This is a genomic window from Escherichia sp. MOD1-EC6162 (assembly GCF_002965125.1).
In the GTDB taxonomy this organism is placed as follows: Bacteria; Pseudomonadota; Gammaproteobacteria; order Enterobacterales; family Enterobacteriaceae; genus Escherichia; species Escherichia marmotae.
Window position 1 is genome coordinate 1 of the sequence record NZ_PTSB01000047.1, and the last position, 20,907, is coordinate 20,907.

General features: G+C 57.0%; 24 protein-coding genes. All 24 read left to right on the forward strand.

Features of this window, described 5'->3' with window-relative positions; translation table 11 throughout:
* Positions 1–110: 110 nt before the first annotated feature.
* Positions 111–692, forward strand: a complete 582-nt coding sequence (locus tag A9587_RS23110; RefSeq protein ID WP_032084913.1) for a DUF3486 family protein — start codon at positions 111–113, stop codon at positions 690–692.
* On the forward strand, positions 689–2,224 hold the full coding sequence (locus tag A9587_RS23115; RefSeq protein WP_172955463.1) for a terminase large subunit domain-containing protein: 1,536 nt from the start codon (positions 689–691) through the stop codon (positions 2,222–2,224). The genes A9587_RS23110 and A9587_RS23115 overlap by 4 nt, the downstream gene beginning before the upstream one ends.
* Entirely contained in the window at positions 2,221–3,792 is a 1,572-nt protein-coding gene (locus A9587_RS23120) for a DUF935 domain-containing protein (RefSeq protein ID WP_089552738.1), read from the forward strand. The genes A9587_RS23115 and A9587_RS23120 overlap by 4 nt, the downstream gene beginning before the upstream one ends.
* Positions 3,785–4,549 carry a phage head morphogenesis protein gene (locus A9587_RS23125; RefSeq protein ID WP_105269184.1) on the forward strand — a complete coding sequence of 255 codons (765 nt, stop codon included), beginning with the start codon at positions 3,785–3,787 and terminating at the stop codon, positions 4,547–4,549. Before A9587_RS23120 ends, A9587_RS23125 begins: the two co-directional genes overlap by 8 nt.
* Before the next feature lie 213 nt (positions 4,550–4,762).
* Complete coding sequence (locus A9587_RS23130; RefSeq protein ID WP_032084910.1) at positions 4,763–5,725, forward strand: phage protease; 963 nt, start codon at positions 4,763–4,765, stop codon at positions 5,723–5,725.
* Positions 5,725–6,627: a Mu-like prophage major head subunit gpT family protein gene (locus A9587_RS23135; protein ID WP_052924212.1), complete on the forward strand. Its 903-nt coding sequence runs from the start codon at positions 5,725–5,727 to the stop codon at positions 6,625–6,627. The genes A9587_RS23130 and A9587_RS23135 overlap by 1 nt, the downstream gene beginning before the upstream one ends.
* Before the next feature lie 76 nt (positions 6,628–6,703).
* On the forward strand, positions 6,704–7,015 hold the full coding sequence (locus A9587_RS23140) for a hypothetical protein (RefSeq protein WP_105281960.1): 312 nt from the start codon (positions 6,704–6,706) through the stop codon (positions 7,013–7,015).
* Positions 7,015–7,452, forward strand: a complete 438-nt coding sequence (locus tag A9587_RS23145) for a gp436 family protein (protein ID WP_000540583.1) — start codon at positions 7,015–7,017, stop codon at positions 7,450–7,452. Before A9587_RS23140 ends, A9587_RS23145 begins: the two co-directional genes overlap by 1 nt.
* Positions 7,452–7,994 carry a phage virion morphogenesis protein gene (locus A9587_RS23150; protein WP_000513058.1) on the forward strand — a complete coding sequence of 181 codons (543 nt, stop codon included), beginning with the start codon at positions 7,452–7,454 and terminating at the stop codon, positions 7,992–7,994. The genes A9587_RS23145 and A9587_RS23150 overlap by 1 nt, the downstream gene beginning before the upstream one ends.
* The gene (locus A9587_RS23155; RefSeq protein ID WP_047084872.1) at positions 7,991–8,602 is read left to right on the forward strand and encodes a hypothetical protein; all 612 of its coding nucleotides are present in this window, start codon (positions 7,991–7,993) and stop codon (positions 8,600–8,602) included. The genes A9587_RS23150 and A9587_RS23155 overlap by 4 nt, the downstream gene beginning before the upstream one ends.
* A complete protein-coding gene (locus A9587_RS23160) occupies positions 8,583–8,768 on the forward strand; it encodes a DUF2635 domain-containing protein (protein ID WP_024195697.1) in 186 nt (61 codons plus the stop codon). The genes A9587_RS23155 and A9587_RS23160 overlap by 20 nt, the downstream gene beginning before the upstream one ends.
* Positions 8,768–10,243, forward strand: a complete 1,476-nt coding sequence (locus tag A9587_RS23165; RefSeq protein WP_032084906.1) for a phage tail sheath subtilisin-like domain-containing protein — start codon at positions 8,768–8,770, stop codon at positions 10,241–10,243. Before A9587_RS23160 ends, A9587_RS23165 begins: the two co-directional genes overlap by 1 nt.
* A 9-nt stretch (positions 10,244–10,252) precedes the next feature.
* Positions 10,253–10,609, forward strand: coding sequence for a phage tail tube protein (locus A9587_RS23170; RefSeq protein ID WP_105281961.1), 357 nt, complete (start codon positions 10,253–10,255; stop codon positions 10,607–10,609).
* 1 nt (position 10,610) lies between these two features.
* The gene (locus A9587_RS23175; protein WP_052992785.1) at positions 10,611–11,006 is read left to right on the forward strand and encodes a phage tail assembly protein; all 396 of its coding nucleotides are present in this window, start codon (positions 10,611–10,613) and stop codon (positions 11,004–11,006) included.
* Between the two features lie 86 nt (positions 11,007–11,092).
* Complete coding sequence (locus A9587_RS23180; RefSeq protein ID WP_089552742.1) at positions 11,093–12,958, forward strand: phage tail tape measure protein; 1,866 nt, start codon at positions 11,093–11,095, stop codon at positions 12,956–12,958.
* Positions 12,958–14,232, forward strand: coding sequence for a DNA circularization protein (locus A9587_RS23185; RefSeq protein ID WP_089552743.1), 1,275 nt, complete (start codon positions 12,958–12,960; stop codon positions 14,230–14,232). The genes A9587_RS23180 and A9587_RS23185 overlap by 1 nt, the downstream gene beginning before the upstream one ends.
* Positions 14,232–15,302 (forward strand): phage baseplate assembly protein, encoded by a 1,071-nt coding sequence (locus A9587_RS23190; RefSeq protein WP_032084902.1) that lies wholly within the window; start codon positions 14,232–14,234, stop codon positions 15,300–15,302. Before A9587_RS23185 ends, A9587_RS23190 begins: the two co-directional genes overlap by 1 nt.
* The gene (locus A9587_RS23195; protein WP_105281962.1) at positions 15,293–15,829 is read left to right on the forward strand and encodes a phage baseplate assembly protein V; all 537 of its coding nucleotides are present in this window, start codon (positions 15,293–15,295) and stop codon (positions 15,827–15,829) included. Before A9587_RS23190 ends, A9587_RS23195 begins: the two co-directional genes overlap by 10 nt.
* Positions 15,826–16,278, forward strand: coding sequence for a phage GP46 family protein (locus tag A9587_RS23200; RefSeq protein ID WP_000206926.1), 453 nt, complete (start codon positions 15,826–15,828; stop codon positions 16,276–16,278). Before A9587_RS23195 ends, A9587_RS23200 begins: the two co-directional genes overlap by 4 nt.
* Positions 16,268–17,344, forward strand: coding sequence for a baseplate J/gp47 family protein (locus A9587_RS23205; RefSeq protein WP_001146188.1), 1,077 nt, complete (start codon positions 16,268–16,270; stop codon positions 17,342–17,344). Before A9587_RS23200 ends, A9587_RS23205 begins: the two co-directional genes overlap by 11 nt.
* Positions 17,329–17,913 (forward strand): YmfQ family protein, encoded by a 585-nt coding sequence (locus A9587_RS23210; RefSeq protein WP_000951402.1) that lies wholly within the window; start codon positions 17,329–17,331, stop codon positions 17,911–17,913. Before A9587_RS23205 ends, A9587_RS23210 begins: the two co-directional genes overlap by 16 nt.
* Positions 17,914–17,916: 3 nt before the next feature.
* Positions 17,917–18,804, forward strand: a complete 888-nt coding sequence (locus tag A9587_RS23215; protein ID WP_000469175.1) for a gp53-like domain-containing protein — start codon at positions 17,917–17,919, stop codon at positions 18,802–18,804.
* Entirely contained in the window at positions 18,804–19,244 is a 441-nt protein-coding gene (locus tag A9587_RS23220; protein ID WP_000988326.1) for a tail fiber assembly protein, read from the forward strand. The genes A9587_RS23215 and A9587_RS23220 overlap by 1 nt, the downstream gene beginning before the upstream one ends.
* Positions 19,231–20,907: prophage tail fiber N-terminal domain-containing protein (locus tag A9587_RS23225; protein WP_172955464.1), on the forward strand; the 1,677-nt coding region annotated here is incomplete at its 3' end. The genes A9587_RS23220 and A9587_RS23225, both read left to right, overlap by 14 nt.

Sequence of the window (20,907 nt, forward strand, 5' to 3'; positions counted from 1 at the left end):
TGATGAACTCCGCCGTCTGGCGCACAACCTGACATGGCGGGAAATCCAGAACGGCGCACTGAAATCTGCATACGAAAGTTTACAGCGTAGTGAGCAACAGGAGCGCACACATGGAAAATGAACAACGTCCCACCCGTGGTCGTCTTTCCAAAGTGGATTTACTCCCGGACAGCATCCGGGAGCAGTTGCATCAGATGCTGCGGGAAAAGCGGCACACGCAGGAAGAAATCCGCGAAGCCATCAACGCCCTGATTGACGAACACAACCTGCCGGAAGAGATGCAGTTAAGCCGGACGGGCTTAAACCGCTACGCCATCCGCATGGAAAAAGTCGGGGCAAAAATCCGCGCCTCCCGCGAAATGGCCGAAGTCTGGGCGGCAAAGCTGGGTTCCGCGCCGACGTCAGACGTCGGCAAGCTGCTGATGGAGTTTGTAAAAACGCTGGCCTTTGAAACGTCCATGTCGATGGCAGAAGACGACAAGCCCGTTGCACCGAAGGCGCTGGGGCAACTGGCGCTGGTCGCCCAGCGTCTGGAAGCGGCAGCCATGACCAGCCATAAACGCGAGAAAGCGATCCGCGATGCGTTTGCGCAGGAGATGGCAGAGAAAACCGAAGAACTGGTCAGAACGGGCGGTCTGTCAGGTGGTGCGGCTGACACCATCAAACGTGAAATTCTGGGGATTAGCGCATGACACAAATGGACACGTTCAGTGAATATGATGTTCTGCTGCCGTATCAGAAACGCTGGGTGGCGGATGATGCCGACCTGAAAATCGCCGAGAAATCCCGCCGTACCGGTTTAACCTGGGCGGAAGCTGCGGATGCGGCACTGACGGCATCACTGAAGAAGGAAGACGGCGGGCGCGATCACTTTTATATCGGTTCGAATAAGGAGATGGCCCGCGAATTTATCGACGCCGTGGCGATGTGGGCGAAAGCGTTTAATGCGGCAGCGGAAGAAATCTGCGAGGAAGTGATCACCGACGAAGACAAGGACATTCTGACGTTCGTCGTGTACTTCGCCAGCGGTTTTAAGGTCAAGGCACTGTCCAGCAACCCGAGCAACATTCGCGGGATGCAGGGGAATGTCACCATCGACGAGGCCGCGTTCCATGAAAAACTGGACGAGCTGCTGAAGGCGGTGCTGCCGCTGAAAACATGGGGCGGCAAAATTCGCCTTATTTCCACCCATGACGGCGTGGACAACCTGTTTAATCAGCTTATTCAGGAAAGCCGCGCGGGCAAAAAAGATTACAGCATTCACACCATCACGCTGGACGACGCCTGCAATGACGGGCTGTACCGGCGTATCTGTCAGGTGCGCGGCATGGTGTGGTCACCGGAAGCCGAGGCGGAATGGAAAGAAGGCCTGCTACGAAATACCGCCACCCGCGAAGACGCACTGGAGGAATATTACTGCGTCCCGAAAAACGGCGGCGGCACGTATATCCCCCGCTCACTGCGTGAACGTGCGGCCCGTGGCACCGGAAAAGTGTTGCGCTTTACCGGCACACCGGAATTTAACGCACTGACGGAAAGTCAGCGCCGGGCAGATATCCGGGAATGGCTGGAAACAGTGGTGCGCCCCGAGCTGGAAAAACTCCCGAAGAACCTGCGCCACTGTCTGGGGGAAGACTTTGCGCGTTCGGGTGACCTGACCGTACTGGCCCCTGTGACGGTGAACGATGACACCACCCGCGAGGTGCCGTTCCTGGTTGAGCTTGGCAATGTGCCGTTTAAACAGCAGGAGCAGGTGCTGTTCTGGCTTTGCGATCGTCTGCCCCGTCGTGACGGCATCAAAATGGATGCGCGGGGGAATGGTCAGTATCTGGCAGAACAGGCGGCGGAGCGGTACGGCGATGAAGTGGAACAGGTGATGCTGTCCGTGGCGTTCTACCGCGAAAACATGCCCCGTTTCCGTGCGGCGTTTGAAGATGATGAGCTGATCCTTCCGAAGCATGAAGACGTGATCAATGACCTCGGGGCCATTCAGTTACTGCGTGGCATTCCCGGCATTGATGATGCCCGTACTAAAGGCAGCGATGGCCGCAAGCGTCACGGCGACGCCGCGGTGGCCATTTTCCTGGGCTTCCTTGCCAGCAAGGATGACTGCCACCGTTATGAGCTGCACCGCCTGAACCGCCCGGCGAAACCGGAAGAACGCAACGCGCGCCGCCAGATGAAGCTGACACGCGGCCTGAAAAATGAGGGAGGTTTACTGTGAACCTGAAACAACTGGCCGGGGCCGTTCGCCGTCTGCTGAACCCGGCAACCGGTGAGGAAGACACGCTGAAAAAAGAGGCGCTCAACGAAGCACAGGCCCGTCCGCGTCATGCCGGTGTGCGTTCGGCCTCGCCGGGTATCAGCGTCGCCTCCGGGCTGAACCCCGGCAGGCTGGCAGGCATTCTGCGCAATGCTACTGACGGCATCACGCGTGATTTTTTTATCCTTGCTGAAGAGATGGAAGAACGCGATTTGCATTACGCCTCGGTACTGCGCACCCGCAAGCTGACGGTGGCGGGTATCGAACCGGTGGTGGTGGCCGCCAGTGATGACGATGCTGACGTGCAACTGGCGGACGCCATCCGTGCACTGATGGAGGCACCGCAAATCCCTGAGCTGATGTTTGATCTGCTCGACGGGCTGGGAAAAGGCGTGGCGGTCTGTGAAATTTTGTGGAACACCCGCAACAACCACTGGGTGCCCCGTGATTATGAGTGGGTTGATCCCCGTTTTCTGAAAGCCGAAAAGCCCACGCTGCGCCAGTTCCGCCTGCTGACAGACGATGAACCGGTGGATGGTGTACCGCTGACACCTGGAAAATTCATTGTTCACCAGCCGCGCCTGAAATCCGGTTTGCCGCTGCGTAACGGTCTGGCCCGTCTGGTGGCGGTGATGTACATGCTGAAATCCTTTACCGTGCGCGACTGGTGGGCATTTGCGGAAAAATTCGGCATTCCGGTCACGGTGGGGAAATACGGCCCCAACGCCACGGAGGAGCAAATCCGCGTGCTGATTGATGCGATTGCTTCCATTGCCTCGGATGCCGGGTGTGCCATTCCGCAGTCCATGCAACTGGAAATGAAGGAAACCGCCAGCCGGAATAACGGCGGCGCACTGTTCCGTGAAATGGCGGAATGGTGTGATGCGCAAATCAGTAAGGCTGTGCTGGGGCAGACCATGACCACGGATAACGGCAGTTCGCGTTCACAGGCGGACGTGCACAATCAGGTGCGCATGGACATTGTGCGCTGGGACGCGCGGCAGCTGGCTAACACGCTGAATGAATATCTGGTGCGGCCCTACATCGAGGCCAACTACGGGCCACAGGAACACTACCCCCGTGTTGTTCTGCGTATCAGTGAAGCGGAAGATCTGAAGGCGCTGACAGATGCTCTGGTGCCGCTGATTGACCGGGGGATGCGGGTTCAGGAATCGGAGCTGCGGGACCGGTTCGGCCTGGCTGAACCGGACGACGGGGCTGATGTTCTGCATCCGGTGTCTGCCGGAATGTCAGGTGATGTGGCGATGAACCGCGAGCGCGTCGCCCTGAACCGGGAACACCCCGATGAACTGGCACAGATGGTGGATGATGCCCTGCGTGACTGGCAGAAAACCGGCGAGGCGTTCACGAACCCGGTGCTGACACTGGCGCAGGAATGCGACAGTTTTGATGACTTTCTGAAACGCCTGCCTGAGCTTCAGGAAACGCTGAACGCGGACGACTTTGCCCTGCAACTGGCGGAGGTGTGCTTTAAGGCGCGTGCGCTGGGGGACACCGGTCATGCGTGAAACTCTCATCCCGAAAGAGGCGCTGGCGTGGCTGAAGGCGAAGAAGCTGCGCCCCGGTTTTGATTACCGGGATGTATGGCGGGAAGAACACCGGAACAGCTTCACCGTGGCAAAAATGCTGCAACTGGATTTGTTGTCGGATGTGAAAGCCCTTGTGGAAGACGCCCTGCAAAGCGGGCAGACGTTCAGCGAGTTCCGGGAGGCGCTGCAACCGCTGCTGATAAAACGCGGATGGTGGGGCGTACAGGAGATGGATGATCCGCTGACGGGCGAAACCCGAACCGTACAGCTGGGCAGCGACCGCCGCCTCCGCACGATTTTTGATACCAACATGCGCACCGCCCGCGCGGCGGGCCAGTGGGAACGCATTCAACGGACAAAGCGGGCCATGCCGTATCTGATTTACGAGCTGGGGCCATCCCGCGACCACCGGGCGGAGCATGTGAAATGGGCGCGTCTGTGTCTGCCTGTAGACCACCCGTTCTGGCAGACGCATTTCGCCCCTAACGGCTGGGGCTGCAAATGCACCATCCGTCAGGTCAGCCGTGGTGAATATGCGCAACTGGCGGCACAGGGCACCATTCACACCGAAGCGCCGGAAATCAGAACTGTCCGCTGGGTGAACAAACGCACGGGCGAAGAGGAAGATGTGCCGGAAGGGATTGATCCGGGCTGGAACTACAATCCCGGCATAAACCGTGAGCAGGAGCTGGCGCGCCAGCTGGCGACAAAACAGGCCCGTTTTGACAGTGAGTAACCCTCCCGCCGTAAATCCCCCTGAAACGCATCAGAAACGCGTTTTTTATTCTGATGGCGTGAATGTGCATTCTGACGTTTTTGAAGATGCTGTGGCGTTTTTGAAGGGGTTTTGAAGGGGGTATTTCCCCGTTTTCAGTGAAGCCGGTAAATCCGGCTTTTTTTCTGCCTTCCGCATACTGACCGTCGGTAACCCCAAACGACGGAGACTGACATGCAACCGGAACTGCTGGCGCTGTGTTTTTCCCTGCCAGAACCCATCCCTGAGCTGACACCCGCTCAACTGCCTGAATGGCTTGAACTCGTTCCTGCGGGTGAGTTCACCGGGCGCGATGGCCGGACGTGGATTAACCGCAATCCGCATGAGGTGGTCACCCGTTCGTCCGACATCAAAATTCCGGTGGACATTGAACACGCCACCGAAATTAAAGGGCAACGCGGTGATGAAGCTCCGGCGTATGGCTGGGTGGAAGAACTGCGCGTGACGGACAGCGGCACCATTGAAGGCCGTGTTGTCTGGAGCGAGTACGCCCGGTGGATGCTGAGCGAACGCCGTTACCGCTATTACAGCCCGGCGTTTTTCTTTGACGCAGACGGTGTGGTGACGCGCCTGTCCAGCGTCGGGCTGACCAACAAACCTAACCTGGATTTTCCTGCACTGAATACGGAGAAAAACCCGATGACAGTACCTGTGCAAATCACCGGCCTGCTTGGGCTGGCTGAATCTGCCACGGTGGACGATACCGTGGCCGCCATTAAACAACTTCAGGAGAACGAACAGGTGGCGCTGAACCGCGCACAGACACCTGACCTGACGAAGTTTGTACCGGTGGAAACCCACAATCTGGCACTGAACCGTGCCGAAACCGCAGAACAACGCCTTCAGCAACTGGAAGAGAAGGAAGCAGAAGCGCTTGTGGATGCGGCCATCGAAGCCGGAAAAGTGGCCCCGGCAAACCGTGACATGTTCCTTGCCACCTGCCGCACGGAAGAAGGCCGCAAACAGTTTGCGGAATACACCAAAGGTGCACAGCCGCTGGTGAACAACGACAAGCCCAGCCAGGGCAAGGATAAACCCGCGCAGACACTGACCGACGCCGAACTGGCGATGTGTCGCAGCATGGGTATTACCGGGGAAGAGTTCCTCGCCGCTAAACCGAAACAGGAGAATAACTGATGGGAGCAGTCACTTCCGAAGTCCTTCACGCGCTGACCACCTGCCTGAGCGCCGCTTATACCCGTGGTCTGAGTGGTGTCACCCCACAGTGGCAGCGCATCGCCTCTGAAATCCCGAGTTCGTCCGCCTCCAATACCTACGGCTGGATGAAAGATTTACCGGAGATTAAGGAATGGGTCAGCGCCCGTCAGATGGCAACGCTGGACGGTTATGGTTACACCCTGGCGAACAAAACCTGGGAAAGTTCGATCCGCGTTAAACGCGAACACATTGAAGACGATCAGATTGGTCAGTACAGCATTATCGCTGAACGCTATGGCCGCCAGACATCGGAGTTCCCGGACAAGCTGTGTTACCCCCTGCTGTGTGCCGGGTTTAACACCCTGTGTTTTGACGGTCAGAACTTCTTTGATGAAGACCACCCGCTGGGCGACGGCACCTGCAGCAATGTTGTCGGCACCCCGGCATCAGACCAGGGAGAGCCGTGGTTCCTGATTGATGATTCTCAGGTACTGAAACCCATCATCTGGCAGACGCGACGCGCCTTTAAGTTTGAAGCCCTGGATGATCTGAACAGCGAGCACACCTTCAAGAATAACGAGTTCCTTTACGGGGTGGACGGTCGCTGCAATGCGGGCTTCGGCTTCTGGCAGACCGCCGTCGGTTCCCGTGCGGCACTGACAGCGGAGAACTACGAGAAGGCCAGCAATCTGCTGCTGGGTATGAAGACCACCAACGGTGAACCGCTGGGCATCCGCCCGACCACCCTTGTGGTGGGACCGAAAAACCGCGCGGCGGCGAAGCGCATCATTGACGCCATGCTGGTTAACGGCGGCGATTCCAACATCTGGTACAAGGATGTGGACATCGTGGTCAGCCCGTTCATCACCACGCCGGCATAACCCGTCGCGTAACCTGTAAACCGCAGTTAAAAGGCGCTGTGAATGCCCTTTTAACTGCCTTTTAAAAGGCAGAGTCATGAGTGAAAAAGCAGGAACCAAAGGCGCGAAAGCCGCAAAGAACAGCACAGCACAGGAAAACCCGGCACCGCAGGCAGACGTTATTGTGGCTGACGGTCAGGCGAATGAACCACGTCCGGCTGAAGACCCGGTTACTGTACAGGGTGACGCCCCTGTCCGGCTGAACGTCCGGGCCGTGTCTGAAAACGGGTTCTGGCGCTGTGGCCGTTTCTGGTCACATGCCGGTGAGGATGTGGCGGTGACCGCTGCGGTTGCCAACCGCCTGATGGCAGAGCCGAATCTGATTGTCCGGGAAGCGGAGAAAGGCTGATGGGGTATATCACGCAGGAAGACCTGTTACGCGCGGACGGCAATCTTGTCTGGAACATGGCGATTAACCGGGAAACCAACGAACTGGATGAAGACAAAATCCGTCAGGCCATCAGTGATGCCGAAGCGGAAATTGATTCGTTTCTGTCCCGCCGCTACCAGCTGCCGCTGGGAGTGACGGAAATCCCGCGCCCGCTGCAACGCGTGGCGGTATCGCTGGCGTTTTACTGGTTGTCAGAGCGTGACAATCAAATCACGGAGCTGATCCAGAAACGCTACGACGACGCCATTAAAACCCTGCGTGAGATGGCGAACGGCACCCGTGACCTGGGTCTGCCGACGTATGCCACCCCGGCAGAAACCGACCACGGGAAGATCATTGTGGTGGGTGCCAATGCCCGGCTGTTCACCCGTAACAACCTGAAAGGGGTGCTGTGATGGGGATTTCTGTACAGGTCAGCGGTGACCAGCGGCTGGAGGATATCCGCCGTGCCGTTGAAAAGCTGGCAGATGGTTCATTGCAGGCAGAGCTGCTGGAAAGCATCGGTGCGGTGGTGGAATCACAGACCCGCCGCCGCATCATCGATGAGAAAACCAGTCCGGGTGGCGAACGCTGGCCGGACTGGTCTGACGGGTACAAAAAGACCCGCCACGGCAACCAGAGTCTGCTGCGCGGTGAAGGCCATCTGCTGGAGAGTATCCAGTACATCGTGGAAAACCGCGTGGTGCGTATCGGTTCACCGCTGGATTATGCCCGCATCATGAATGACGGCTTTTCCGGCAGTGTGCCGGTCAGCGCCCACAAACGGCTTATCTCGCAGTGTTTCGGGCGGGCGCTGAAATATCCGGTCTGGCAGACCGTCGGCGCACATAACCGCATGATGAACATTCCGCAACGTGAATTTCTGGGGCTGTCTTCTGCCAATCAGCAGGAGCTGCAACAGGTTATCAGTCATTTCTGGAAGGAGGTTCTGCCATGACAGAACAACGCCCTGAACTGCGCACACCGGGGAGCACCGTTGCGGCCGCAGAGCGCATTGTGGCCTGGCTGAAAACAGCACTTCAGGGGAAAACCCCTGACCGGGCCGACGTGGTGGAGCGTCACATCGGCCAGTTCAACAGCCCGGAAGAAGTGAAGCGCTATCTGTCCGGTCGTACCGGCTGTATCCGGGTAGCTGCCCTGCGTGTCCGGGATATCAACCCGCGCGGCGGGCTGTCCGGTCTGGTTACCTGGGTGGCTTACATCATGGCGACGGATTCGTGGGGGTACTCCCGCGACGTGCGCTGTGAAGTGCTGGCCGGAAAGGTGATCAAACGTCTGCTGTCGTCGGATGCCACAGCGGGCATGGGGGCTGAACGCCTGGCTGCTGATGTGCGGGCAGACAACATTTACTCCGCCAGCCTCGACGGGCTGGGTGTCACCATGTGGGCGGTGACGTGGGAGCAGGAATTTCGGCTGGATGAAGAGATTGATCTCGCCGCGCTCCCGGACTTCCTGCGCCTCGGGGCAACGCTGCGTAGCGGTGAACACACTGAAATTAACGACGTGATCCATGTACGGGGTGACGATGGAACAGAAACTGATTAAGCCAGCGCGGGAAAACGTCCGTGTCCGTAAACCGGATGGCGCGCATTTATCCCCGGAAGGGGAACGTCTCGACGTCTGCGCTTACTGGCTGCGCCGTGAAGCCGAGGGAGATGTGGAAATAACCGCGCTTCCGAAAAATAGCAACAAAACCAGAGGGAAAAAATAATGTCGCTGGGTTCAATTCCTGATGATATCCGCGTCCCGCTTGTCTGGATCGATATCGACAATTCACAGGCGCTGGATGGTGCATCCGCGCAAAGCCGAAAAATTCTGGTCATGGGCCATGCGGTATCGTCCGGCAGCGCAGACGCCCTGTCACTGACCCGCATCACCAGTGACAGCCAGGCAGACCAGCTTTATGGCAAAGGGTCGATGCTGGCTGAAATGCTCAAAATGCTGCGCCGTGCCAACACGTACACGGAAACCTGGGCAATGCCGGTTGCCGCGCCTGAAGGCGCTGCCGCAAAAGCCACGCTGACCGTGCTGGGTACAGCGACTGAAGCCGGAACGGTGGCACTGCTGATTAACGGTGTGTCCGTTCAGGTGAGCGTGAGCGCCGGGGCTACGAAGGAAAACATTGCAAAAGCCATTGCTGATGCGGTGACGAAAAAGCCTGCCACGCAGGTGGCCGCTGCGGTGAAGGATGATGCCACGGATACCGTGGAGCTGACCGTGAACTGGCACGGCGTCACCGGCAACGGTGCCGACGTTCGCCTGAACTACTACACCGGTGAAGCCTTCCCGGCAGGTGTGAAGGTGACCGCTACTGCGTTTACCGGCGGCACCGGGACACCGGAAATGGCGGATGCCGTTGCGGCCATCGGCCCGGAGTGGTTTACCGATATCATCGCCCCGTTCACCGACACGAAAAGCCTGAACACCCTGCGTGATGAACTGCTGAACCGCTGGGGGCCGCTCAAAATGATGGAGGCGCAGCTGTGGACGGCGTTTCGTGGCACGCACGGGGAAACCGGCACGTTTGGTGAAACCCGCAATGACTGGCTGATTAGCTGTATCGGCACCAACCTGTCACCGCATCCGGCGTGGATGTGGGCCGCGTCATACGGCGCAACGGCAGCGTATCACCTTGCCATTGACCCGGCGCGTCCGCTTCAGACGCTGGTCCTGACCGGCATTCTACCGCCTGCGCGTAATGTTCGCTGGGATATGCCGGAACGTAACCTGCTGCTGCATGACGGCATTGCCACGCACATGGTGGACGCCGGGGATAACGTCTGCATCGAGCGTGAAATCACCATGTACCGGGTTAACCAGTACGGTGATGCGGATGTGTCGTACCTGGATGTGCAGTCCCCCGCCACGCTGGGCCGTATCCGTTACATCATCAAAAACCGTTTCACGAACCGTTATCCGCGCCACAAGCTGGCAGATGATGACGTGCTGGACTCACTGGATGCGGGGCAGCCGGTGATGACGCCGAAGCTGTGCACCGCAGAGCTGCTGGATATCTGCCAGACCGAACTTATTCCTGCGGGCCTTGTGGAGAACTTCAGCGATTACAAGGACACGCTTCAGGTGACACGCGACAGCAGCGATAAAAACCGCCTGAACTTTATCTGCCACCCGAATCTGGTGAACCAGCTGCGTGTGCTGGCAGGCCTGATTCAGTTCAAGCTTTAAGGGGACCACATGGCAAAAATTCTTGGCATGGCGACCATTCGCGTGAATGGCCGCGAAATTAAAACCGAGGGGAAATCCACGCTGAACCCGGGCGGCTTCAGCCGCACCAAGCATATGGGCGGCGGCAAGGTCTGGGGCATCTCCAGCAAGATGGCCTCGCCGTCCATCAAAGTGACCATTGCGGCGGCTGCGGATATGGACGTGATTGAAATCAGCAGCTGGGAAGACGTCACGGTGATGTTCTACGGCGACAATGGCCTGAACTACATGATGACGGGTTCCGCCACGGATAACCCGGCGGAGCTGGACGAGGATTCCGGCACCATCAGTGCCAACTTTATCGGTGAAAAATGCGTGAAGGTGTGACATGGCCGCGATGGAATTTGAACTGAAACACGGGCTTCTGACCGGCAAAGGCACGGCAGATGAAACCCTGCATAAAACCGTGAAGCTGCGCGAACTGACCGCCAGTGATGTGATTGATGCACAACTGGCCGCAGAACGTGTGGTACTGGGCGAGAACGGAAAGGCGGTGGCCTACTGCTCTGAAGTGCTGATGGGGCTGGAGATGATGCGCCGTCAGGTTGCGGCCATCGGCAGCATTCCAGGCCCGCTGGACATGAAACAGCTGCGAATGCTCCACCCGGCAGACCTTGAACTTATCAGCACCAAAGCCGCTGCGCTGGATGACATGCTTGAGGAGGTGGCAACGCGGGGGCGAACTGATGCCGCTGGCGGCGGCACTGATGAACCTGCTGGTTAACCTGTCCCAGAGATTCAGCATTCAGTACCTGGAACAGCTGCCCCTGCGGCAGCTGTTCCGCCTGATAAAGCAACTGGAGAAACAGCATGGCAACAGGTAACCGTCTCAGCACGGAAATCATGATCAACCTTGCCGGGAACCTGACCGCCAAAGCCCGGCAGTACGGCGCAAACATGTCGCAGTTCGCCCGGAACCATCAGAAGGCCATGCGCCTTGTCAAAGCTACAACGGAGGCCGCCACGCGTGGCCTTGACACGCTGGGTAACCGCTACACGGCGATGATTGCCGGTTTTGCGGGTAGCGCCATGATGCGTGAGTTTGCGCAGGTGGATCGCCGGATGACCCGTATTGGTATTGCCGCAGAAAAGACGCGCGACGAAATGGCACAGATGCTGAATGGTATTCAGGATGCCGCCATCAAATTTAAGGTTGATGACAGTGAACTGATAAGCGCAGTGGAAAAAGTCGGCACCGTGACGGGTGAGATTGATTTTGGTGTTAAAAACAAAGAAATGATGGCGGCATCTATTGCCGCTTCCGGAAGTTCAGGCGAATCCATCGGCTCGCTGTTTTCTCAGTTTACGAAGTTCGGCATCAAGGATGAAAACGAAGCCTTAAAGGCAATGGATACCCTGAACCTGCTGGGAAAAGAAGGTGCCTATGAACTGAAAGACATCGCAGAAAAAGCAACCCGTGCGATGTCGCTGTATTCCGCTGCGGGCGGACGTGGTGTGCAGGGTGTCAAGGACGTAGGGGTTGCACTTGAATCTGCCGTTGATGCCACAGGGAACCGTGATACCGCCGCAACCGCTGTTGAAAACCTGATCCGTGATTTACAGCTTCCTAAGGTTGTAAAAACATTGCGGACAAATGGCATTGATGTTTACGGGAAAGATGGCCGGATGCGCTCGCTTCCACTATTGCTTCAGGAGATTGCCAGAAAATCAGGGAACCGGGGCGCAGAAGAACAAAATAAAAGGCTGATTGAAGCCGGTTTTAACCAGGATTCAGTCATGCTTTTAAGCAGCGTAACGTCAGGCAAAGGTGCAGAAAACCTGCAACGTTATATGAAAGTCGTCGGTGATGGTAAAGGCATCATGAAAGATGCTGCGTATGCTGCACAGGATTTTACGTCGGCCATGCAGGCGCTGGAAACCAGCTGGAAAAAATTCTCCCACAACCAGCTGGCAAAACCCGTTCAGGATCTGGCTGATGCCATTAACAGCGTGGACCAGAACACTGTCCAGAACTGGTTGCAGGTCGGTAAATATATGGCAATCGCGCTGGGCGGCATTATCGCCATCAGAAAGACGTATCAGTTCGGTAAAACCATCCACGACATCATGAATCCCAAAGGGAAAGGCAAAGGGATACCCGGTGGCATTACGGATGTTTTCGGCTCCGGTGTGATGCCGGTTTATGTGGTTAATATGGGCAGTGGCGGGATGAATGGTAATACCGGCGGTCTGCCGGATGCGCCGGATTCATCGCGCAATCCCCGCAATCCTCGGGGTCCGGGTAACCGTGGAGGAAAGGCAGGTAAAGGCGCTGGCATCATTGCCGGTGCTCTGGAATTTTACGATTTTCTGACCACGCAATACGCCCTGCCGGGTGAGGTTCACAGTCTCACTAAATCCGTTGCCGGTGATGCCAGCGCCAGCCCGTGGGAGCGCGAGTTCGCACAACAAAGCCAGGACAACCAGAAAGCACTGGAATCCGTCTGGCGTAAGGTAACAGACTGGTTCAATTCGCTTGGTGATAAGAACATTGCCGACCCGCGACCGTGGGCAGGTATGCAACCCACACAGAATTATCCTTTCCTTCCGCAGCAGTTGCAGGGGGAAATCCGTGTGGTGGTGGAAGGTGACGCCCGCGTGAAAAGTGTCAGAGTGGATCAACCCGGCGTCAGACTCAGTGCGCAGGCTGGCGTCACCAGCGTGGAGCAAGGGTAATGACAACGAGCAAAGGCAAATGGGACGGGCTGCGCGATGCCTCGTTTCGCGGCGTCCCCTTCTTTCTGGTGGATACGGAAGGCACCGGTGGCCGTCGTGCCATTCCCCGTGCGTATCCCCGGCGTGAAACCGCCTGGACGGATGATAACGGGGCCGTTCCGGGGCAACAGCAGATTAACGCAAAGCTGCTGGGTAAAAACTTCCAGGATGATTTAAACGCCCTTTTAGACGCGCTCAATATCCCCGGCCCCGGCGAGCTTATCCACCCGTGGTTCGGGATACAGACCGTACAGGTTGGCAAGGTCACCCATCGCCTCAGCACGGAGGAAGACGGCATTGCGTATGTCACTTTTGAAGTGTTTGAGGCAGGCGAGCGCCTGTTCCCGTCTGCGGCGGATAACACGCAGCAGGAAGTGCTGACGGGCATTGATGCGGTGAAAGCCGCCATTGAAGATGGCGACTGGTTCGGCGCACTCGACGGGCTGGGTGAGATGGCCGACAGCTTTCTGGCCGATATGGAAAACCTTGTGGCTAACCTGCCCACGCTACCGGCAGCACTGAATCAGTGGATGGACAGGCTGAACCATTTTAAGGAGATGGCCGGAACCATCATTGCCACACCGGGGCGTCTGGTCAGTGAGCTGTCCTCGTTCATCGACGGCGTGGTTGATCTGGTGACGGAACCACCCGAAGCACTGGCGGTTTACACGACATTACGCAACCAGTGGGCCGGAGAACGTGCCCGACAGGTTGCCACCGGCGCACTGCCGGAAGATATCACCGTGAAGCCCGGCAGCGTGGCAGACGGTGAAATAGGCTTTGCTATCGGGCTGTCACCGGATTATCAGCCGGTATCTGACAGCCTGCAGAAGAACATTGACGACTTCCGCCAGGTGGTTGTGCTGGAAACCCTGCTGGGACAGGCAAATGCCGTGGCCTCGATGACGTTCGATACCAGTGATGCGGCATTATCTGCCGGTGACACGCTGGCGGCTGAACTGCATGAGCAGGCGGTGGCGGCGGTGGAAAATAACCAGCGGGCATTGTGGCGAACGCTGCGCGATTTACGGCAGGCCGTGATTACGGATGCCCGCGAGCGTGCCGCCCGTCTGCCGGAAACCCGGCAGGTGACGCTGACCACAACCACATCTGCCGCATTGCTGGCATGGCGCGAGCATGGTGACACCAGCCGACGGGATGAAATCGTGCAGCGTAACCGCCTGCGCCATCCGTCATTCATTCTGCCGACGCAACCTGTGGAGATTACCGACTGATGGAATCCGTGATTCTTACCGTTGACGGCAAACTGTGGGAAGGCTGGACGGAAATGTCCATCAGCCGTTCCCTGAAGGCGATTGCCGGTGAGTTTGATCTCAGTGTGACAACCCGCTGGTCAGCGGCGGCACCGCGCGTGATTCGTGAGGGGCAACCCTGCACGGTCAGGCTGGGCGCGGATACCGTGCTGACGGGGTATATTGATGATTTTATCCCCAGCTATGACGCAGATAACGTGGAGATCCGCGTCATGGGGCGCGACAAAACCGGTGACCTGGTGGACTGCTCTGTGGTGCATTCATCCGGGAAATGGAAAGGCGTGCGGCTTGAACAGGTGGCGGCTGATGTCTGCCGCCCGTTCGGGATAACCGTCATCACGGAAACCCCGACCGGGGAGGCGTTTGCGTCCGTTGTTCTGGAACAGGGTGAAACGGGCTTTGAACTGCTCGACCGGCTGGCAAAACAGCGCGGCGTTCTGCTGACGTCTGACGGCGCAGGTAACCTGATTATCACCCGCGCCTCTTCCGTTCGCGCGGGTGTGTCACTGGTGCTGGGGAAAAATATCCTCGCTGCCCGTGGGCGCTTCAGCTGGCGGGAGCGTAACAGCCAGTACATCATCAAGGGCACCACCAGTGCCGGTGGCAAACTGTGGGACAGCCAGCCTGCCTCGATGGTGGGTGGTCGCCAGTACATCACCGAAGACCCGGAAATTAACCGTTACCGCCCGCGCATTCTGGTCAATGAAGACAGCCTGACCGTGGGCGGGGCCAGCATTCGCGGGGAATGGTACAAAGCCCGGATGCTGGGGGAATCCCGCACGACGGAAATCACGGTGGCAGGCTGGCGCGAACAGGGCGACAGCGGCCCGCTGTGGCAGACCAACCGCCTTGTCGATATCGACGACAGCATTCAGAACCTGAAAACCACCTGGCTGATATCCGGGGTGACCTGGACGGATGGCGCACAGGGGCGGATGACGGTTCTGGCGCTGGTTCCGCCTGAATCACTGGATATGCCGGAAATGAAAGCGAAGACGAAGAAAACAAAGGCGGTGGCCACATGGGATTAAACGCCATTACCCGCCGTCTGCGGCTGATGGTTGACCGTGCCATTGTCCGCATGGTGTCTGACAGTCTGGAGCGGCAGAATCTTCAAATCCAGACGCTGGCAGATGCCACTGATGACGATGTGGAACGCTTCCAGAATTACGGGTTTACTTCCGTTCCGCCGGAAGGTTCAGAAGCCATCGTGCTGGCCGTGGGCGGACGGCGTGACGGGCTGGTTGCCATCGCGGTGGAGGATAAGCGATGTCGCCCTAAAGGCTTGTCCACCGGCGACGTCCGGCTGTATCACCAGGACGGCAAATCACATATCACGTTAAGGAAAGGCGGAATTATTGAAATCACAGGAGAACAATTAAACTTTTCAGGGAAAACGGTAAATCTCACCGCCGACGAATTGCTGAATATTATCGGTAAACAAATGAAATTCGTCGGTCCCTGTGAATTTACTGAAGATGTCAGAATCAACGGTAAATCATTCATCGAACACATTCATAAGGACGGCGACAATGAGAATACATCACCGCCCGTATGACGACAGGAATCCGCTGGAATAACATGCTCTCACGGGGTGACATCACCGTCACCCATAACGGCCTCTCACTGGATGAGGGGCTGGTCACTCAGGTTCTTATCTGCCTTTTCACCGATGCCCGTGCTGATGACGATGATGTCATTCCTGACGGCTCTGGCGACCCGCGCGGCTGGCCGGGCGACACGTACAGCGATTTTTCGTGGGGTTCCCGCCTGTGGCTGCTTGAGCGTGAAAAGCTGACGGAAGATGTCCGCCTGCGTGTGGAAGATTACGCGCGGCTGTCCATGCAACCGCTGCTGCGGGCCGGTTACGCCCGTAACGCCACCGTCACGGCCAGAATCATCGTCCCTGACCGTATTGCCTTTCAGGTGGTGTTAACCCGCCCGGACAAAACCACGCTCACAATTGAAATCACCCGCCGATGGGAGGCCACCATTAATGCCGTATGAAATCCCCACGCTGGGCAAACTGATTGCCGACGGCGAAAAAGATATTGCGTATGAACTCGGCCTGCAAAAGCTGCCGCCTGTCAGTGTTGAGCAGGCGCTGAACGTGTCATTCAGCAGTCAGGTCCGGGATTTATACGACCATCAGAGCTGGATTAAGGACCAGATAATCCCGTCCACCACGTCTGATGATGAAACCATTATCAAAACAGCAACGTATGAAGGGGTTATCCGCAAGCAGGCCACCTTTGCCAGCGGGCCGGTGACCTTCACCAGTCAGTCCCCCATTCCGGCAGAAACCCGGATGCAGTCCGACACGAATCAGGTGTATCAGGTACTCACATCCGGCGAGGTACAGGACGGCGAGGTCACCGTCATCGTGCAGGCTGAAGAAGCCGGTGTGGCGGGCAATCTTGCTGCCGGTGCCGTGCTCACTCTGTTGTCCCCGCTACCCGGAACGGGCAGCACCGGCGCGGTGACTGAAAGTGGCATCACCGGTGGCGCAGATATTGAATCCATCGCAGAGCTGCTGGACCGTCTGCTGTATGTGCGCCGCAATCCCCCGGTGGGCGGTGCACTACATGATTACGTCATCTGGGCGCGTGAAGTGCCGGGCGTCAGCCGCGCGTGGGCATGGGATGCGTGGCACGGCCCCGGCACGGTCGGGCTGGCATGGCTTTATGATGACCGTGAAGACATTATCCCCACACGGGACGACCTGAAGACAATGGAGCAGTATCTGTTCTGCCACAAACACCCGGCCACCGGCGTGATGGTGGGTAAACCGGGCGGCATCGAGGTCTGGCCGGTGCAGGTCAGGCTGAAGAAGCTCGACCTGTCCATCCGTCTGACACCGGACAGCCAGGCGAACAGGAACGCCGTCCGGGCAAACCTGACCGCATTACAGAAAACGCTGGCCCCCGGTCAGATGCTGCCGGTGTCCTCGCTGCGCACGGCCATCGGTATGACGTCCGGCATTACGGATTACTTTCTCAACATCGGGGAAGACACCACCAGTGATGTGGATGAGCTTATCACCATCGGGGAGGTGACATGGCTCACAGCGTGACGGAATGGCTGACCGCACTGCAACAGGTCATGCCACGGGGTAAGGCATGGCCGCGTGATAACGACGCGGATTTAAACCGTTTTTTAAGAGCGCTTGCAGAGCGTCTGACCCGCGTTGAATACGACGCCTCGCGTCTGCATGTGGAGATGCGACCGGAAACCACGCTCCAGCTGTTGCCGGAGTGGGAGCAATATCTGGCGCTGCCGGAATGCGGAATTGCCGCCACCACAACGGAAGCCCGCCGCCGGGCCGTGGTGGAGAAATACCGCCGCAAAGGCGGGCTGGCAACCTGGCAGATTGAAGCCGCTGCGGCGGCGCTGGGCTTCACCATTAAGGTGACGGCCGTTCTGCCGCACCACTGCCTGCGTGACTGCATGTACCCGCTGCATCCGGCACGGTATCGCTGGCTGCTGAAAGTTGAAGTCCCGGATAAAGATGCCGGGCGGTTTACCTGTATTGATGACGTCATGACGCCATTAATCAGCGAACGGACCCGCGAGCTGGAATGCCTGCTGAAGCATTACCGGCTGGCGGGCACGGAATATGAATATTATTACACCGGAGAATAATTTATGTTTCATGTGGATAACCCGACGGGTGTACCGGTAATGCCACCTGTCGCGGCTGAATTAAGCAAAACAACGCTTTATTTCACCGAAGGCGGGAACGGTATTCCGCCCACCTATCCGGGGCCGGACTGGTTTAATATTATTCAGTCTGAACTGCTGGAAATTCTCCGGCAGGCAAATATCAAACCGGATAAAAACACCACCGACCAGATTATGACGGCGCTGAAAAAACTGTTTATTACGAACAGTGGTTCAGCCGGAGCTATTGCCGGATTAACCGGTCAGAATAATACGTTCCCGTATTTTACGGGCGAAGACACAATGGCATTAACGCCGCTCAGTGCGTTTGTGCGCGGTATTCTCGGGAAAACCACAGCCGATGAAATTATCAATGCGCTTTCATTACGTGACACGGTAAATAAAGCCAGTAATGCCGTACCGAATACCCGCAAGGTCAACGGCATGGCTCTGATGTCGGATATCACCATCAACAACATCAGCGGCAACGCCGGAACGGCAACCCGCCTTCAGACGGCCCGCAGGATTAACAATGTGCTGTTTGATGGCAGCCGCGATATCACGATTTCTGCGGGAATGTCACAAACTGAAGGTGACAACCGTTACCAGCAAAAAAACACGGCGTCAAAAGCCGGTAATGGCTGGTTTAAGGACACGTCCACCGGGGTGATTATTCAGTGGGGGTATCTCGGCAATGCCAGTGCCGGGCTGACGTTTCCGATATCATTTCCGTCAGCATGTACCAGCATCACTATTACCAACGCATACACCCGTGCTGATTACTCTATTTCCCTGAAATCGTTATCAGCAGCAGGTGCGACATTCAACAGCGAGAATAACGGCGTTATGTACTGGACAGCGATAGGGTATTAATGATGACTATTTATTTCAGCCCATCAACAAACGGTTTTTATCATTCTGGCCTTCAGGGTGATTATGAAAATGCGGGAACGTGGCCGAATGATTTACAGGAAATCACGGATGAAGAATATCAGAGACTGTTACAGGGCCAGACTGACGGTTTTATTATTGTATCTGGCGAAAACGGATATCCGGTATTAAAAGAACCCGTAATTAACTGGCAGCAGAAAGCGGAAACGCAACGCCAGCACCTGCTGGCTGAAGCAAGGGAAATCACCTCCGACTGGAAAACTGAGCTGGAACTGGGAATCATCAGCGATGACGATAAAGCCCGTCTGGCGCGGTGGATGGCGCATATCAAATCACTGAAGGCGCTGGATTTAAGCACCGTTACCGATGAAGCCTCCTTTAATTCCATCAACTGGCCGGAGCGTCCCGATGCCGCAGCTTAAAGGTGTGATTAAAACGCCCACGGGAGAACCGCTGGGCGGCGCAACCATTACACTGACCTCCCTGCACAACCGCGCAGGGATTCTGAAAGGTGTTTTCAGCCACGTCACCACACAGAGCGGGGAGTACGACTTCCCCGTTCTGCCGGGTGTGTACAGCGTTCGCCTGACACAAAGCACACAGCGCCTTTCAGAAATCGGTGTCATTCGCGTTTATGAAGATTCGACAGACGGTTCGCTGAATGATTTTCTGGGGGCAACCGATATTGACCTGCGCCCGGAAGCCCTGAAGAAATTCGAGGAACTGGCGCAACAGGCGCAGCAAAGCGCAGAAAAAGCCAGAGAGCATGCGGACGCTGCTGAACAGGCCCGCCAGGATACAGAAACCCTCGCAGGGGAAATACGGCAGGATGCAGAAGAAATTGCGGGTAATGTCCAGAAAGCTGAAGAGCTGGCCTCTGAAACAAACCAGAATGCCGCCCGGGCAGAACAGGCGGTCAAAGATGCCGATAAGATAGTCCAGAAAGCGGTCGATAAACTCGGTGAAGCTGCAACGCTGACCGGCGAGGCAAAGGCCAGCGCCGAAGCGGCAGCAAAAAGCGAGCGGCTGGCAGAACAACACAAGGACGAGGCGCAACGGATAGTCAATGACCTGAAAGGAACCAACGCCAGCACGACGCAAAAAGGTTTGGTGCAACTCTGTAGTGATACAGACAACGACAGCGAAGAACTGGCAGCTACACCAAAAGCCGTCAAAGCCGTCATGGACGAGACGAAAACAAAAGCGCCACTGGACAGCCCGGCGTTCACCGGCACGCCAACCACACCAACACCACCGGATGATGCTGCCGGTCTGGAAACAGCGAATGCGGCTTTTGTCCGCAAACTGCTCGCCGCACTGGTTGACTCGTCACCGGAAGCCCTGGACACACTGAACGAGCTGGCAGCGGCGCTGGGCAATGACCCGGAGTTTGCGACAACAATCATGAACGCGCTGGCGGGTAAACAACCACTCAGTGACGTGTTAACCGCAATCAGTAATCTGGAAGAACGGGCAGATAATCTTCTGTGCTTTAATCAGGACGGAAATGCTTCACTGTCTCCACTGTCAGAAAAAGCCCGGTCACTGCTGGCACAGGCCACAGTGGAAACCATGCGCAATGAGCTTGAGCTGAAAAGCGCAGCGGTAAGGGACATTCAGACAGACCTTTACGACAGCTCGGAAGGCCGTGTTGCGCTGCCTGGTGCATTTGGTTACGGAATGACGGACGCCGGAGCGCGTTCAATTATTGCCAGCGATATGGCGACTGTAGCCAGAACTGCGCACAACCTGCACCCGGGACGGTATTACACCTTTTCCACACAAACGGAAGAGACGACCGGAATAACAGAAATTATCTGGCTGGATAATGGCTGGGGCGACAAAACAAGCCAGACAGCAACAAAGCTGGTTCTGTTTTTTGGAAAAGACGGACGGATTCTCATGACCGTTCGTGGCGATAATATCTCCGCCCCGGTCACCTGGACGAATCTGACGCTACAACTTGGCAATGCAGCACAGAAGGATGCACAGGAGAATATTTACGACCGCACCGAAGGTCGACTGGCGATTCCCGGCATGTTCGGGTTCGGGAGTAAATTTTTTCTCAGCGACAGGACAGAGTTT